Raw genomic sequence first — 16,191 nt, forward strand, 5'->3', positions numbered from 1 at the left:
GGAAGATCCCGGCCTTTTCATTCTTATATGTAATTTATCAGACGATCAGCGCTTTAACCGCTGCGACTGCATCATTTGCCTTGGTGCCATCGGGACCACCCGCCTGTGCCATATCAGGGCGACCGCCGCCACCTGCGCCACCAAGAGCGCTGGATGCCACACGCACCAGATCAACCGCACTGAAGCGACCAACCAGATCCTCGGTCACAGCAACAACAGCACTTGCCTTGCCGTCTTCACCAACGCCGATGAAGAGGACAACACCAGAGCCAACCTGCTTCTTGCCTTCGTCGGCAAGTGGCTTGAGATCACGTGGCGAAACGCCAGTTACAACCTTGCCGAGGAAATTGACTCCATTGACTGTTTCAACTGCGCTGCCACCATCGGAAGAACCGCCACTTAGCGCTAGCTGTCTGCGTGCTTCGGTGAGTTCGCGTTCCAGTTTCTTGCGTTCGTCAATAAGTGCGTTCACGCGATCCAGAGCTTCCGATGGCGAGGTTTTCAACACACCAGCGATTGCCTTGACGCGCTCGTCCTGTTCTTCAAGGTAAAGGCGAGCCGCCTCACCCGTTAGCGCTTCCATACGACGAACACCGGCAGCAACACCGCTGTCGGACAGAATGCGGACGAGACCAATATCACCGGTCTGGCGCACATGCGTACCACCGCAAAGTTCAACCGAATAAGCCTTACCAGCCTTTTCGCCGTGCTTGGCTGTCCCCATCGAAACAACACGGACTTCATCGCCGTATTTTTCGCCAAACAGCGCCATTGCACCTTCAGCAATCGCATCATCCACCGCCATCAAGCGTGTGGTAACTTGCGCATTCTGCAGAATGATTTCGTTGGCGAGATTTTCAACAGCAGTCAGTTCCTCAGCCGAAATCGGCTTTGGATGCGAGAAGTCGAAACGCAAACGATCAGGTGCAACGAGCGAACCCTTCTGCGCAACATGCGAGCCGAGCGTTTCACGCAGCGCTTCATGCAGCAGATGGGTTGCGGAGTGGTTGGAACGAATGCGTGTACGGCGCTCACCATCGACCTTCAGCTCAACCGCATCGCCAACCTTAGCCGAACCCTTGGTGACTTCGCCAATATGGACTAAGAGGCCTTCGCCTTTTTTGAGCGTTTCGCGAACAGCAATGACAAAACCTTCGCCGGAGATCGTACCCGTATCGCCCTGCTGACCACCGGATTCGCCATAGAATGGCGTCTGGTTGACAACGACGGATACGGTTTCACCTTCAGCAGCCGATGATACTTCTGCACCATCGCGCACGAGAGCGGAAATAACGCCTTCAGCACTTTCGGTTTCATAGCCGAGGAATTCAGTCGCGCCGACCTTATCCTTGATACCAAACCAGATGGTTTCGGCTGCAGCTTCGCCCGAACCCGTCCAATTGGCGCGTGCTTCCGCCTTCTGGCGCTGCATAGCAGTGTTGAAGCCATCGGTGTCAACGGTTACACCGCGCTGGCGCAAAGCGTCCTGCGTCAGATCAAGTGGGAAACCGTAAGTATCATAAAGCTTGAACGCGGTTTCGCCATCGAGACGATCACCTTCAACCAGATTTTCCGAAGCATCAGAAAGCAGGCCGAGACCGCGTTCCAATGTCTTGCGGAAACGGGTTTCTTCCAGCTTAAGCGTTTCTGAAATCAGCGCTTCTGCGCGGATGAGTTCCGGATAAGCCTGACCCATTTCACGGATCAGCGCTGGCAGCAGACGCCACATCAATGGCTGGCTGGCACCGAGCAGTTGCGCATGACGCATGGCGCGGCGCATAATGCGGCGCAGCACATAACCGCGACCTTCATTCGACGGCAAAACACCATCGGCAATCAGGAAGCTTGATGCACGCAGATGGTCTGCAATCACGCGATGGCTGGCGCGGAAATCACCTTCAGCCTTAACGCCTGTTGCTTCTTCGGAAGCACGGATCAGCGCCTTGAAAAGATCAATGTCGTAATTGTCGTGTACGCCCTGAAGTACGGCCGCAACACGCTCAAGACCCATGCCCGTATCAATCGACGGACGTGGCAAATCAATGCGCTGATCAGGTGTAACCTGCTCAAACTGCATGAAAACGAGGTTCCAGATTTCAATGAAACGATCGCCATCTTCATCAGCCGATCCTGGAGGTCCACCCCAGATATGATCCCCATGATCGTAGAAAATTTCCGAGCAAGGACCGCAAGGGCCGGTATCGCCCATCGCCCAGAAATTATCATTCGTGGCAATGCGGATGATACGATCATCCGAAAGACCGGCAATCTTCTTCCAGAAATTCGCAGCGTCATCATCCGTATGATAAACTGTGACCAGCAGTTTGTCCTTGTTAAGGCCAAACTCCTTAGTGATCAGATTCCATGCATGAGTGATCGCCTCTTCCTTGAAGTAATCGCCGAAAGAAAAGTTACCCAGCATTTCAAAGAATGTGTGGTGGCGTGCTGTGTAGCCCACATTATCCAGATCGTTATGCTTGCCGCCAGCACGCACACATTTCTGCGACGTAGTTGCGCGGCTGTAAGGGCGCTGTTCAAGACCAGTGAAAACATTCTTGAACTGCACCATGCCCGCATTGGTGAACATCAGCGTCGGGTCGTTTCGAGGAACGAGCGGACTTGATGAAACGACTTCATGTCCGTTCTTACGGAAATAGTCGAGGAATGTGGACCTTATCTCGTTGACGCCAGCCATAATTCACCCTTGGACATTTTCTGCCCTGCATGAGATGCGCAATCGAAAACGCATCAATTATATAATCCCCACCCGCAGGAATGCCGCATTTAACGGCTTGATCTGCCGCCACGCTTCGACTGCCCGATAATGGAAAGTCCTTGAGGTGGAATTTCGGTTGTCCGCTTTTAACGGGGCACTGCTTTTCTGTCCAGATAAGCAGTGTGCGCTATAAAAGCAATTTCTGCCGCAAATGCAGAAAACGGCAACTATGCAACAGTATTGGGCTTAAAAAGCAAAAGCCCCACACTTTCGTGCAGGGCTTTCTCTATTTCATATCAACGCAAAGCTTATGCTTCAGCTGCATCCGGACCATCATCAGATTCCGGACCACCATCTTCAATAAACTTCTCAGCGATGAGACCTGCATTTTGACGAAGTGTCGTTTCAATCTCTTTTGCGACTTCCGGATTGTCTTTCAAATATTGCTTGGCGTTTTCACGGCCCTGCCCCAGACGCTGCGAATTATAAGAGAACCAAGCGCCCGACTTTTCGACAATACCAGCCTTCACACCAAGATCGACCAATTCGCCTGTCTTAGAAACACCGGCACCATACATGATGTCGAACTCTACCTGCTTGAAAGGAGGGGCAAGCTTGTTCTTGACCACCTTGACGCGGGTTTGGTTGCCAACAACTTCATCACGCTCCTTGATAGAACCGATGCGCCGAATATCAAGACGCACCGAAGCATAGAACTTGAGCGCATTACCGCCGGTTGTCGTTTCAGGCGATCCGAACATCACGCCGATCTTCATGCGAATCTGATTGATGAAGATGACCATGCAATTCGAACGCGAGATCGAAGCTGTGAGCTTACGCAGTGCCTGACTCATCAGGCGGGCCTGAAGCCCTGGCAGAGAATCACCCATTTCGCCTTCAATTTCAGCGCGTGGTGTAAGAGCCGCAACGGAGTCGACGACGAGAACGTCAATCGCACCAGAACGCACAAGCGTATCAGTGATTTCAAGCGCCTGCTCACCCGTATCGGGCTGCGAGATCAGGAGGTTTTCTAGATCAACGCCGAGCTTACGCGCATAGACAGGATCAAGCGCATGTTCCGCGTCAACAAATGCGCAGATGCCGCCTTTTCTCTGTGCTTCTGCAATCGTATGCAGTGCTAGCGTCGTCTTACCCGAGCTTTCAGGGCCATAAATTTCTACGATACGTCCCTTGGGCAGACCGCCGACGCCCAATGCAATATCCAAAGAAAGCGAGCCGGTTGGCACAGTCTCAATATCAACGACCTCGTTCTGACCGAGCCGCATGATAGAGCCCTTGCCGAACGCACGTTCAATTTGCGACAACGCCGCATCCAGAGCCTTAGTCTTATCCACTGAATTATCCTCAACGAGTCGCAATGATTTCTGAGACATCTTACACCATCCTCTTGTCTCGCTAGAAGCCCATCGGGCTTATCGCCAATATCTATTTGTATCTGTTTTGTTCTCATTTGGCAATAAGCTCAAGTTATTGTTTTTAAACAAATAAGATTTTTTGTTCTTTTATTGTTCTTATATATTAGAAAGCTATAATCTTAAAAACTGTCCACGCTTTAGTTGCAAAAAGCATGGAAATTTACCGCTCGATTCGCTGCTAACAAATGAAAACGCAGCCCTTCTTTCGAAAGACTGCGTCAAATCGCCTAAAAATACTAACTTCGAATTACTGCTGTACGCCGCGCAGCGGAGAAATCTGAATTTCCACACGACGATTCTGTGCACGGCCTTCCGGTGTTGCATTGCTGGCAACTGGCTGACTTGCGCCATAGCCGATAACTGCAAAGCGGCGAGGATCAATGCCCTGCGAGCCGAGATAGCTTGCAACGGAGGCTGCACGGCGCTGCGACAGACCCTGATTGTAGCTCGCGCTACCGGTCGAGTCGGTAAAGCCATATACATCAACCAGTGTCTGATTGAATTTGCGCAAGACAATCGCAACCGAGTTCAGAGTTGGATAAAACTGGCTTTTCACCTGATCCTGATCGGTATCAAACGTAATCGCCGAAGGCATGTTGAGGATAATCTGATCGCCATTACGGGTGACTGAGACGCCGGTTCCCTGCAACTGATTCCGGAGTTCAGATTCCTGACGATCCATGTAATTGCCGATAGCACCGCCACCAAGCGCACCAATACCCGCACCGATCAGAACAGCATTACGCTGTGCGCGGCTGGAACCACCGACCATCAGACCGCCGAGTGCACCAACGGCTGCGCCAATAGCGGCACCACCTGCGGTGTTCGACATCTTTTCCTGGCCCGTATATGGGTCAGTCGATGTACAGCCTGCCAGAAATGTGGCCCCGATAAAGACAATTCCAAGTTTCTTCAGCATAAAAAACGTCATCCTCAATGTTCGATTCGCCGCGAATGATAACTTCGAATACGGCTGGATGGTGGCCTTAAATCCCTTTATCGCCAATTTTACAGCACATTCCAAGCCATTTTAGCCCATACGCCCACAAGAACGCAGCTGGGTTGCATAGCGGCTGGCCATGTTCTGAGCGCGTTTGGCTCCGTTCAGGGCTGTCGAGTTATTACGCCAGACACCGCGGGCATAACCGCCATGGCCCGAATAATAGGCGAGATAGAGCCTGTAAGCATCATTACGGTTAATGCCATTTCTCCGGCTACTTTCATTATGATACCAGCCGATGAAATGAATAGCGTCACCAAAATTGCTGCGCGATGCAGTCCAGCGCCCTGTTTCGCGCTTGTAGCGGTCCCACGTTCCATTAAGTGCCTGCGAATAGCCATAAGCACTTGATGCACGCTTCCATGGAATAAAGCCGAGCAGCTTCGTGCGCGGCGGGCGGGCGTATGGACGGAAACCAGATTCTGCATAAATCGTCGCCATGAGAATATGAACAGGTACGCCATACTCACGAGAGACGCGTGTGGCGTCCTTCTGCCAGTTATTTATCCAGCCATCGCGCTGATCGAAAACTGCGCATACATTGCTGATCTGCCGTGGGGCGGTCGCGCAGCCACCAAGAAGTACGAGCGCAACGAGCATCAATACGCGCGTCATGGACAAACCTCGTAGAAATTATAAATTTTGATGAATTTTAAACATTAAGTACAACTTAAGCTAAGTGTCTGATCTGTATATGGTTACCAGATTGTTTAAGCATACCGCTTTGAGTTGCCGGATCGTTGTATTTATTGGAAAATAAATGAAGGACGCGACCTGTGGAATAAAGCTATAGGTCGCAATCTTCTTCGCTCTAAGCTGATAGATGAAGGCCGAAATGTGACTATAAGGCCGCGCGAATAGTTTTAAATGTAGCGGTCGGCGTTCATCTGCGCCCCTGACGCTCAGCTCTTAAACGCGACCAGTAATCGAGACGCTTACGAATTTCTCTTTCAAAACCACGCTCTGGTGGATCGTAGAAAACCTGTCGACCCATGGCCTCGGGGAAATAGTCCTGCCCCGAAAAAGCGTCTGGCTGGTCATGATCATAGGCATAACCATCACCATAGCCTTCGCTCTTCATAAGCTTGGTCGGCGCATTAAGAATGTGCTTTGGTGGTAAGAGAGAACCATTCTCCTTTGCCGCACGCATCGAAGCTTTATAGGCCATATAAACGGCGTTGGATTTTGGAGCGGTTGCCAGATAAACGCAGGCCTGTGCCAAGGCCAGCTCGCCTTCCGGAGAGCCGAGATAATCGTAAGCATCCTTCGCCGCATTGCAGATCGCAAGCGCTTGCGGATCGGCAAGACCGATGTCCTCCACTGCCATGCGAACCAGCCGACGCCCCAGATAAAGCGGATCTTCTCCTGCATCAAACATGCGGCAGAGATAATAGAGTGCTGCGTCAGGGTCAGACCCACGCACGGATTTATGCAGCGCGGAAATAAGGTTGTAATGGCCGTCCTGTCCTTTGTCATAAACGGGCGCACGGCGCTGCACGACATCCTGCAACTTTTCCGCATCAAATATCTCGCCCGGTCGGGCAGCCCGCCATACTTCTTCTGCAAGTGTTAAAGATGCGCGGCCATCGCCATCCGCCATGCGAATAAGGCTAGCGCGTGCTTCTTCATCAAGCGGTAAGGGACGCTCTTCCTGCTCTTCAGCGCGTGTCAGAAGTGTCGCAATACTCAATGCGTCATGCGGATGAAAAGTTAGCACCCTCGCCCGAGACAGCAAAGCGGCGTTGAGTTCAAAGGATGGATTTTCTGTCGTCGCACCAATCAGAATAACGGTGCCATCTTCCATCACAGGAAGAAAACTATCCTGTTGCGCACGATTGAAACGATGAATCTCGTCCACAAACAACAGAGTTTGGCGACCAGACATGCGGCGCGCACGCGCAGCCTCAAAGACTTTCTTAAGATCAGCTACACCGGAAAAAATCGCTGAAATCTGCTCGAACGCAAGCTCGGTTTCGCCTGCGAGCAATCGTGCAACAGTGGTTTTGCCAGTTCCAGGAGGGCCCCAGAAAATCATAGAACCAAGCGAGCCAGAGGCGATCATCCGTGTGAGAATGCCTTCTGGACCAGTTAGATGTTCCTGCCCCGTTACTTCCGACAGTTCGCGCGGACGAAGGCGATCGGCAAGCGGCCTGTTACGGTCGGCATTCGGATCAGCCGCAGTGGAAAATAGATCGCTCATTTCGCTTCGCTCGATGCCATAAAAACAAATGTCGTTTCAGGCATAGTCCCGCCTGAAACGACATGCAACTTTAAATGCTTAGCGATGAGGTCAGCGAACGAACTGGCGGATCAAAGCACCATTGCGCTCAACTTCAAGCCGCCATGCCAGACCCCGTCCGCCATTAAGCGCCGAGGTCAAATCATTGATCGTACGGATCGGATTGCCATTGATTCCGCGAATAATATCGCGCTGGCGCAAACCAAGCTGAGCTGCTTGCGAATTAACAATCACATCAGTGACGATTACACCGCGCGAACCGTCACGCAGTCGCATCTTCGAGGCCATTGTGGGAGTGATTTCCTCAACGACTGCTCCTTCAAACGGATTATCGCCCTTAATTGTCTGCTTCTGCTGTGGCTTGGCTTCTGGCTCTTTTGCCAGTTTTACAGGCAGCTTGCTGTCCTTTCCATTACGCACAATATCAAGCATAACCGTATTGCCAATGCCTGCGGTTGAGAGGCGATAACCGAGAACGTCGATGTTGTCGGCACGCACATCCTGGACGGAAAGAACAACGTCACCGACTTTCAATCCTGCCTTTTCTGCTGGTCCGCCCTTGGTAACAGCCGTCACCAGCACACCAAACGACTTATCCATACCAAGACTTTCAGCGACATCAGGTGTGATGTTCTGGAAAGTCGCACCAATGAAAGGACGCTCAAAACTGGTGCTGCCGCTCAACGCAGCATCAACAACTGCGCGAACCATATTCGATGGAATTGCAAACCCGATACCCACCGAACCGCCAGAGCGTGAATAAATAGCTGTGTTGATACCGATAAGGCGACCGCGCATATCGATCAGACCACCACCCGAATTACCCGGATTGATGGCGGCGTCTGTCTGAATGAAGAAGTCGAAATCAGAGACGCCGACCTGTGTGCGTGACTGCGCTGACACGATACCGCTCGTGACAGTTTGCCCGACAGCAAATGGATTGCCGATCGCGAGAACCAGATCGCCAACTTCAACATCGTCAGAGTTACCAAGCGAAACGACTGGGAATTTCTCTTTTGCTTCAATCTTAAGAACCGCAAGATCAGTGGTCTCGTCGCGAAGCAAAACTTTGCTCTCAAGTTGACGACCATCAGACAGAGCGACTTTGATCTCGTCTGCATCCTTGATGACGTGATTGTTGGTCACGACAATGCCCGATGAATCGACGATCACACCCGAACCGAGCGATTGTTCCGTGCGTGGCTTGCCTGTACCGCCAAATTGTTTGCCGAAAAACTGCTCAAAAAATGGATCACCCGCAAAAGGTGATGGGCGTTGCTGCACTTGCCGCGCTGCATAGACATTCACCACAGCCGGCGCAGTCTGTTTCACAAGCGGCGCAAAAGACAGCTGCATGTCGCCTCGGCTCAGCGGGATCTGCTTTCCTTGAACCGGCGCAGGATTGTCCTGCGCAAATGTCGGCAACACCATCATACTGACAGAAGCTAGAACAACACCCGTAATTCCCAATCGCCGCAAATTCATCCGCTCACTCCAGCTTTCTTTCCGAAACCCGATTCATCGGGTTGAGAACAATATGGAGGCAACAAGGCCAAGGATAAAGGGCTGTATTGTGGCAAACAGCATTACAGCTTTGTAATGCTTGGTGGAACCAAAGCTTAAAACAAAAAGGGCCGCACGAGGCGACCCTTCTTAATCATTACGAAGCGTGAATTACGCTGCGGCTGCTTCAGCAGCGGCTTCAGCTTCAACGCGTGCGCGATCAGCTTTGCCCTTCGCATCGACATCGCGTTCAACGAATTCGACAACTGCCATCGGTGCATTGTCACCGGTGCGGAAGCCTGCCTTCATGATGCGGATGTAGCCGCCGTTACGGGTTGCGTAACGCGTAGCAAGTGTGTCGAACAGCTTAGCAACCAGCTGTACGTCGCGGATGGCGGAAATCGCCTGACGACGTGCATGCAGGTCACCGCGCTTGCCGAGTGTAACAAGCTTTTCTACGATTGGACGGATTTCCTTAGCTTTCGGAAGCGTGGTCACAATCTGTTCGTGCTCGATGAGCGAAGCCGCCATGTTGGCGAACATTGCCTTGCGATGCGAGGCAGTTCGGTTCAGCTTACGCTGTCCATTACCGTGGCGCATGGCCTTCTCCTTTAATTCAGTTCAGCCGGAATTGTCCGGTCTTAATATTGGTCTTCGTAGCGCTTGGCGAGATCTTCGATATTCTCAGGCGGCCAGGCTGGGATTTCCATACCAAGATGGAGACCCATCGACGCCAGAACTTCCTTGATCTCGTTGAGCGACTTGCGGCCGAAATTCGGAGTCCGCAACATCTCGGCTTCCGTCTTCTGGATCAGATCGCCGATATAGACGATGTTGTCGTTCTTCAGGCAGTTTGCCGAACGTACTGACAGCTCGAGTTCGTCAACCTTCTTGAGCAGAGCCGGATTGAAAGCGAGTTCCGCAACTTGTTCCTGCGGAGCTTCCTTCTGTGGCTCTTCGAAGTTAACGAAGACAGCCAGCTGGTCCTGAAGAATACGTGCTGCATAAGCAACGGCATCTTCACCGCTCACCGAACCATTGGTTTCGATGTTGAGCGTCAGCTTGTCATAATCAAGAACCTGACCTTCACGGGTGTTCTCAATCTTGTACGATACCTTGCGGATCGGCGAATACAGGCTATCAACCGGAATAAGGCCGATTGGAGCATCTTCCGCACGATTACGGTCGGCAGGCACATAGCCCTTACCGGTGTTAACGGTGAATTCCATACGGATTTCAGCGCCTTCATCCAGTGTGCAGATGACGTGTTCCGGGTTAAGGATCTCGACATCGCCAACAGTCTGAATGTCACCAGCCGTAACAACGCCCGGGCCTTCCTTACGGACAACCATGCGCTTCGGGCCCTCGCCTTCCATACGGATGGCGATTTCCTTGACGTTCAGAACAATATCCGTGGTGTCTTCGCGGACGCCCGGAATAGAAGAAAACTCATGCAAAACGCCGTCGATCTGGACAGCGGTAACTGCTGCACCGCGAAGCGACGACAGAAGCACGCGACGCAGAGCATTGCCGAGTGTCAGACCGAAACCGCGTTCAAGCGGCTCAGCAACAACGGTCGCACGCGTGCGGGAGCCGTTGGTGATGAAGTCCACCTTGTTCGGCTTAATGAGTTCCTGCCAGTTTTTCTGGATCATGTATTTTTCCTCTATCAACTGTCGCTACTATCCAATCGTAGCGATCCTGTGAAGAACCGCAGAGGAACCCCGAAGTCACCCTCGGGGTTCATGCAGCATATAAAAGAAATTAGACCCGGCGCTTCTTGCGCGGACGGCAACCGTTGTGCGGGATCGGCGTAACATCGCGGATCGACGTGATCACAAAGCCAGCAGCCTGAAGGGCGCGCAGCGCAGATTCACGGCCAGAACCCGGTCCGCAAACCTCGACTTCGAGGGAGCGCATGCCATGTTCCTGAGCCTTCTTGGCGCAATCTTCAGCAGCGATCTGTGCGGCAAACGGGGTCGACTTACGCGAACCCTTGAAACCTTGAGCACCTGCAGACGACCAGGCAATCGCATTGCCCTGTGCATCCGTGATGGTGATCATGGTGTTGTTGAACGTCGAATTTACGTGGGCAACGCCCGACGAGATGTTTTTGCGCTCGCGACGGCGAATACGCTGGGCTTCCTTAGCCATGATAGTCCTTTCAAAACTCGATCTCGACACCGCCGTAATTCCAGCGGCTCCACCAGCCCTTTGATAAGGACCAGCACCGAACCCACCCAATCAAGGGCAAGCCCGGCAGAACGAATGGTTCTGCCGAAAATTACTTCTTCTTACCTGCGATAGCCTTTGCAGGACCCTTACGGGTGCGTGCATTGGTATGCGTACGCTGACCACGAACTGGCAGCGAACGACGATGACGCAGGCCGCGGTAGCAGCCAAGGTCCATCAAACGCTTGATGTTCATGGAAACTTCACGACGCAGATCACCTTCAACGCGGTAATCAGCATCAATTGCTTCACGGATCTGAAGGACTTCAGCATCCGAAAGCTGATTTACACGACGGTCGTCAGCAATCCCAACTTTCGTTACGATCTGACGAGCAAATTTTGGTCCAATCCCATGAATGTACTGAAGCGCAATGATAACGCGCTTGTTCGTTGGGATGTTGACGCCAGCTATACGTGCCACGTCTGTTCTCCTTGGTTATATAAAAATCCATCTGGGCGATGCGATCAACCAGACAGCATTGTTTGACCGGTCCCGGCCTCTTACTATTTCCGCCAGAACCGACCATTCAAAACAAATTGAAGTGGCGCAGTCTTTGACGGAATCGCCCGAAAAAGTCAACTCTTAACTGTCCGTAAAGTCACCGTAGCAACCTTGCAGACATTAAAAGCAGTTTTTGGAAGCGACAAACGGGCAGAAAACACAAAATGCTTCTCTGCCCGTAATTCATGAAGGCTCGTTTGAGCCTAATGCTTACCCGCTCACGCAGGAACAAGAATTCTCTCGATTTCAGCAGTGACCTCTTCAACAGGTGCCATGCCGTTCAAAACGCGCAGTTCGCCTGTTCCAGCATAATACTCCGAGAGCGGCGATGTCTTTTCACGATATTCAACCAGACGCTTACGGAAAGCTTCAGGATTATCGTCAGAACGAACCTGACCACCTTTAGCAATCGTCTCGGCGACACGGCTCTCCATCCGCTTGACCAACGCGTTCTCATCAACCTTCAGCTCGATGACCGCATCAAGCTTCAAGCCTTTACCACGAAGCATTTCACCAAGCGCCTGCGCTTGTGGAACCGTACGTGGGTATCCATCGAGAATGAAACCACCGGCACAATCCGGAGCATCAATGCGCTCCGAAACGATCTGGTTTACGATCTCATCAGAAACGAGCTGACCAGCATCCATGACGGCCTTGGCGCGCTTACCGATTTCGCTTTGCTGAGCGACTGCTGCACGCAGCATGTCGCCAGTCGAAAGCTGAGGTATTCCATGCTTCTTGGTAAGAAGTCCAGCCTGCGTCCCCTTACCTGCTCCGGGCGGCCCAAGAAGTATTAGTCTCATTTACTGCGTTTCCCACCTCTGAGTTTGGACTTCTTGATCAACCCTTCATACTGATGGGCGACAAGGTGTCCCTGAATTTGCGCAACCGTATCGAGCGTAACGCTGACCACGATCAGCAGCGACGTACCGCCAAGATAGAAAGGTACACCGGTCGCAGAAATCAGAAATTCCGGCAGAAGGCAGACAAGCACGATATAGATAGCGCCGACAACCGTAATGCGGGTCAACACATAGTCTATGTACTCGGCTGTACGCTCGCCGGGACGGATGCCCGGAATAAAGCCGGAGTGCTTCTTAAGCTGGTCAGCAGTGTCCTTGGGATTGAACACAATCGCCGTATAGAAGAAGCAAAAGAATGCCATCAACGCAGCATAGAACAGCATGTAAAGCGGCTGACCATGGCCGAGGGCATTGAGAATAGTTGTACCCCAGGCAGGCATTTCAGCCGTATTCGCGAAACCAGCAACCGTCGCAGGCAAAAGCAGAAGCGACGAAGCGAAGATCGGAGGAATAACACCAGCAGTGTTCAGCTTAAGCGGCAGGTGCGAAGTATCGCCCTGGAACATGCGGTTGCCAACCTGACGCTTCGGATACTGGATCAGAAGACGACGCTGAGCGCGTTCAACAAACACGATGATCGCAATCAGCGCGACAGCCAGAACGATTACACCAAGGATCAGACCAGTTGACAGAGCACCAGTACGGCCCAGTTCCAGTGTACCGGAAATAGCATGCGGAAGGTTTGCAACGATACCTGCGAAGATGATCAGCGAAATACCGTTACCAATACCGCGCGCTGTGATCTGTTCACCAAGCCACATCAGGAACATCGTACCGCCAACAAGCGTGATGACCGATGAAACAAGGAACATTGGTCCAGGGTTCGTAACGATACCGTTACCCGCCTGCAAACCAACGGAAATTGCATAGGCCTGAACGATCGCCAAAAGCACAGTACCATAACGTGTGTACTGGTTGATGATCTTACGGCCCGATTCGCCTTCCTTCTTCAGCGCTTCAAGCGTCGGAACAACCGACGTCATAAGCTGCACGATAATGGAAGCGGAAATGTAAGGCATAATGCCGAGCGCGAAAATGGCCATACGACCAACAGCACCACCGGCAAACATGTTGAAGAGTCCGAGCACACCCTGGCTATGCTGCTGGAAAGCCTGCGCAAGCGCATCAGGATTGATGCCGGGTAGAGGGATATAGGTACCAAAACGGTACACGAGCAAAGCGCCCAGTGTGAACCAGATACGCTTCTTAAGTTCCTCAGCTTTCGAGAAAGCAGAAAAATTAAGATTGGAAACTAGCTGTTCAGCAGCCGATGCCATTAAATTACTCCGGTGAAAAGTATCGGGCCCCCTACTCCAACGACACGCATTAAAAATCCGCATGCCTTCGGACAAAAGACTCTACCCAGATATGCGCATTGGCATAAATGTGCAAGCGGCGGCACTAAGGCCGCCGCTTTTATTTTTATGTCGATGCTTTATTCAGCAGCTGCTTCAGGAAGCTTTACGCTACCGCCAGCCTTTTCGATCTTTTCGATCGCGGCCTTGGAAGCACCAGCAACATCAAAAGCTACCTTAGCAGTCAGTTCACCGTCAGCAAGAACGCGAACACCATCAAGCGCACGGCGAATCACGCCAGCAGCCTTGAGGGCTTCAATGTTCACAACAGCCTTTGCATCCAGCTTTCCTGCATCGATCGCAGCCTGAACACGGCCGAGCGATACAACGTTGAAGCTCTTTGCGAAGATGTTGGTGAAGCCGCGCTTTGGCAGACGACGGTAGATTGGCATCTGGCCGCCTTCAAAGCCGTTGATCGCTACGCCAGAACGGGACTTCTGTCCCTTGACGCCGCGGCCAGCGGTCTTGCCGGTGCCGGAGCCGATACCACGGCCAACGCGCTTACGCGCTTTTACTGAACCTGGCTTGTCACGCAGATCGTTGAGTTTCATGTCTCTATCCCCTGCGTTATCAGACCTCGTCCACAACGCGGACGAGATGCTGAACCTTGGCGATCATACCACGAACTGAAGGAGTATCCTCCAGTGTGCGGCGGCGGTGCATTTTGTTAAGTCCCAGACCGATCAGCGTTGCACGCTGTTCGGCTGGACGACGGATAGGGCTTCCGATCTGTTCGACCGTAACCGTCTTACCCTTCTTCTCAGCCATCACTCAAATCCCTTGTCTATGGCGTATCCGGTGCTCGCGCACCGGACTGGCACAAACTATCGGCTATTCTTCCGAACCGACCACATCATGGCGGCGAGCCTGAAGGGTCGAGTACTTGATACCGCGCTGTGCAGCGATGTCCTTTGGATGCATCTGATGCTTCAGAGCGTCAAAGGTTGCACGAACCATGTTGTAAGGGTTCGAGGAGCCGAGCGACTTAGCAACAACGTCCTGAACGCCAAGCGTTTCGAACACTGCACGCATTGGACCACCAGCAATGATACCCTTACCGGCAGGAGCTGCACGGAGGAGGACCTTACCAGCGCCGTGACGGCCCTGCACATCGTGATGCAGAGTACGGCCCGAACGAAGCGGAACGAAAATCATGTCGCGCTTAGCAGCTTCAGTAGCCTTACGGATCGCTTCAGGCACTTCGCGTGCCTTACCATGACCGAAGCCAACGCGGCCCTTCTGGTCACCAACTACGACGAGCGCAGCGAAACCAAAACGACGACCACCTTTAACAACCTTGGCGACGCGATTAATGTGAACGAGCTTGTCAACGAATTCGCTGTCGCGCTCCTCACGACCGCGATCTTCGCGGTTACGTTCTCTCTGTGCCATATCCTATTCCTTTATTTTTTTCCGGAAGCACAAAATATTAGAAGCTCAGACCGCCTTCGCGGGCAGCTTCGGCGAGAGCCTTCACGCGACCGTGGTAAATGAATGCACCACGATCAAACACTACTTCACTGACGCCTGCTTTCTTAGCACGCTCTGCAACCAGCTTGCCGACTGCAGCAGCTGCTGCGGAGTCGGCGCCAGTCTTGAGCTTGCCCTTCAGGTCGCCATCCAGGGTCGAAGCAGCTGCGATGGTAACACCGCGAACGTCGTCGATAACCTGAACGTAGATGTTCTTGGAAGAGCGGTGTACGCTGAGACGTGGACGGCCGTTTGCGACAGCCTTGACCTGACGGCGTACACGAGCAGCGCGACGCTGCAAAGTTTCTTTTGGCGATGCCATGACGCGCTTCCCTTACTTCTTCTTGCCTTCTTTGCGGACGATCTTCTCGCCAGCATACTTGACGCCCTTGCCCTTGTAAGGCTCGGGGCCGCGATATTCACGAATCTCAGCCGCGACCTGACCAACCTGCTGCTTGTCGATACCAGAGACAACGATTTCCGTTGGCTTTGGAACAGCAACAGTGATGCCAGCTGGCACGTCATAGATAACTTCGTGTGAGAAGCCGAGCGAAAGCTGAACGTTTTTGCCCTGCATAGCAGCACGGTAACCAACGCCGCTGATCTCAAGCTTCTTTTCAAAGCCCTTGTTGACGCCTTCGAAAATATTTTCAATCATCGAACGCGACATGCCCCACTTGGAGCGAGCTTCTTTAGACTGATCACGAGGATCGACGCTAACAGCGCCATCTTCAAGCTTAACCAGTACTTCTTCGTGCACAACGAAAGACAATTCGCCCTTCGCGCCCTTAGCCTTGACGGTCTGACCTTCAACGCTGGCAGTTACGCCTGCCGGGACCGGCACGGGTTTTTTACCGATACGAGACATTTTTATA

17 protein-coding genes are annotated in these 16,191 nt (G+C 52.4%); all 17 read right to left on the reverse strand.

Annotated elements, in window-relative coordinates; all coding sequences use genetic code 11:
- Window positions 1-37 precede the first annotated feature (37 nt).
- Window positions 38-2,695, reverse strand: coding sequence for an alanine--tRNA ligase (gene alaS, locus U2P60_RS15915; protein WP_413573335.1), 2,658 nt, complete (start codon window positions 2,693-2,695; stop codon window positions 38-40).
- Between the two features lie 329 nt (window positions 2,696-3,024).
- Window positions 3,025-4,110, reverse strand: coding sequence for a recombinase RecA (recA, locus tag U2P60_RS15920; protein ID WP_313826620.1), 1,086 nt, complete (start codon window positions 4,108-4,110; stop codon window positions 3,025-3,027).
- A gap of 289 nt (window positions 4,111-4,399) precedes the next feature.
- A complete protein-coding gene (locus U2P60_RS15925) occupies window positions 4,400-5,071 on the reverse strand; it encodes an OmpA family protein (RefSeq protein ID WP_250040970.1) in 672 nt (223 codons plus the stop codon).
- Window positions 5,072-5,182: 111 nt separating this feature from the next.
- The gene (locus U2P60_RS15930) at window positions 5,183-5,767 is read right to left on the reverse strand and encodes a transglycosylase SLT domain-containing protein (RefSeq protein ID WP_413573336.1); all 585 of its coding nucleotides are present in this window, start codon (window positions 5,765-5,767) and stop codon (window positions 5,183-5,185) included.
- 268 nt (window positions 5,768-6,035) lie between these two features.
- Window positions 6,036-7,352, reverse strand: coding sequence for a replication-associated recombination protein A (locus tag U2P60_RS15935; RefSeq protein ID WP_313826622.1), 1,317 nt, complete (start codon window positions 7,350-7,352; stop codon window positions 6,036-6,038).
- Between the two features lie 90 nt (window positions 7,353-7,442).
- Complete coding sequence (locus tag U2P60_RS15940; RefSeq protein WP_413573337.1) at window positions 7,443-8,876, reverse strand: DegQ family serine endoprotease; 1,434 nt, start codon at window positions 8,874-8,876, stop codon at window positions 7,443-7,445.
- 189 nt (window positions 8,877-9,065) lie between these two features.
- The gene (rplQ, locus tag U2P60_RS15945; protein WP_313826624.1) at window positions 9,066-9,494 is read right to left on the reverse strand and encodes a 50S ribosomal protein L17; all 429 of its coding nucleotides are present in this window, start codon (window positions 9,492-9,494) and stop codon (window positions 9,066-9,068) included.
- Window positions 9,495-9,535: 41 nt separating this feature from the next.
- Entirely contained in the window at window positions 9,536-10,549 is a 1,014-nt protein-coding gene (locus U2P60_RS15950) for a DNA-directed RNA polymerase subunit alpha (RefSeq protein WP_250040976.1), read from the reverse strand.
- A 109-nt stretch (window positions 10,550-10,658) separates the two neighbouring features.
- Window positions 10,659-11,048 carry a 30S ribosomal protein S11 gene (rpsK, locus tag U2P60_RS15955; protein WP_024897028.1) on the reverse strand — a complete coding sequence of 130 codons (390 nt, stop codon included), beginning with the start codon at window positions 11,046-11,048 and terminating at the stop codon, window positions 10,659-10,661.
- A gap of 130 nt (window positions 11,049-11,178) precedes the next feature.
- Window positions 11,179-11,547 carry a 30S ribosomal protein S13 gene (gene rpsM / locus U2P60_RS15960; protein ID WP_024897027.1) on the reverse strand — a complete coding sequence of 123 codons (369 nt, stop codon included), beginning with the start codon at window positions 11,545-11,547 and terminating at the stop codon, window positions 11,179-11,181.
- 299 nt (window positions 11,548-11,846) lie between these two features.
- Complete coding sequence (locus U2P60_RS15965; RefSeq protein WP_413573338.1) at window positions 11,847-12,431, reverse strand: adenylate kinase; 585 nt, start codon at window positions 12,429-12,431, stop codon at window positions 11,847-11,849.
- Window positions 12,428-13,768, reverse strand: a complete 1,341-nt coding sequence (gene secY / locus U2P60_RS15970) for a preprotein translocase subunit SecY (RefSeq protein ID WP_250040979.1) — start codon at window positions 13,766-13,768, stop codon at window positions 12,428-12,430. Before secY ends, U2P60_RS15965 begins: the two co-directional genes overlap by 4 nt.
- A gap of 158 nt (window positions 13,769-13,926) precedes the next feature.
- Entirely contained in the window at window positions 13,927-14,397 is a 471-nt protein-coding gene (gene rplO / locus U2P60_RS15975) for a 50S ribosomal protein L15 (protein ID WP_250040981.1), read from the reverse strand.
- 19 nt (window positions 14,398-14,416) lie between these two features.
- Complete coding sequence (gene rpmD / locus U2P60_RS15980; protein WP_094504974.1) at window positions 14,417-14,614, reverse strand: 50S ribosomal protein L30; 198 nt, start codon at window positions 14,612-14,614, stop codon at window positions 14,417-14,419.
- 63 nt (window positions 14,615-14,677) lie between these two features.
- Window positions 14,678-15,238: a 30S ribosomal protein S5 gene (gene rpsE, locus U2P60_RS15985; RefSeq protein WP_024897023.1), complete on the reverse strand. Its 561-nt coding sequence runs from the start codon at window positions 15,236-15,238 to the stop codon at window positions 14,678-14,680.
- Window positions 15,239-15,275: 37 nt separating this feature from the next.
- Window positions 15,276-15,638 carry a 50S ribosomal protein L18 gene (rplR, locus tag U2P60_RS15990; protein ID WP_064320721.1) on the reverse strand — a complete coding sequence of 121 codons (363 nt, stop codon included), beginning with the start codon at window positions 15,636-15,638 and terminating at the stop codon, window positions 15,276-15,278.
- A 12-nt stretch (window positions 15,639-15,650) separates the two neighbouring features.
- On the reverse strand, window positions 15,651-16,184 hold the full coding sequence (gene rplF, locus U2P60_RS15995; protein ID WP_313826627.1) for a 50S ribosomal protein L6: 534 nt from the start codon (window positions 16,182-16,184) through the stop codon (window positions 15,651-15,653).
- Window positions 16,185-16,191: the final 7 nt, after the last annotated feature.

Source organism: Brucella sp. H1_1004 (assembly GCF_047308065.1).
Taxonomy (GTDB): Bacteria; Pseudomonadota; Alphaproteobacteria; order Rhizobiales; family Rhizobiaceae; genus Brucella; species Brucella pseudogrignonensis_B.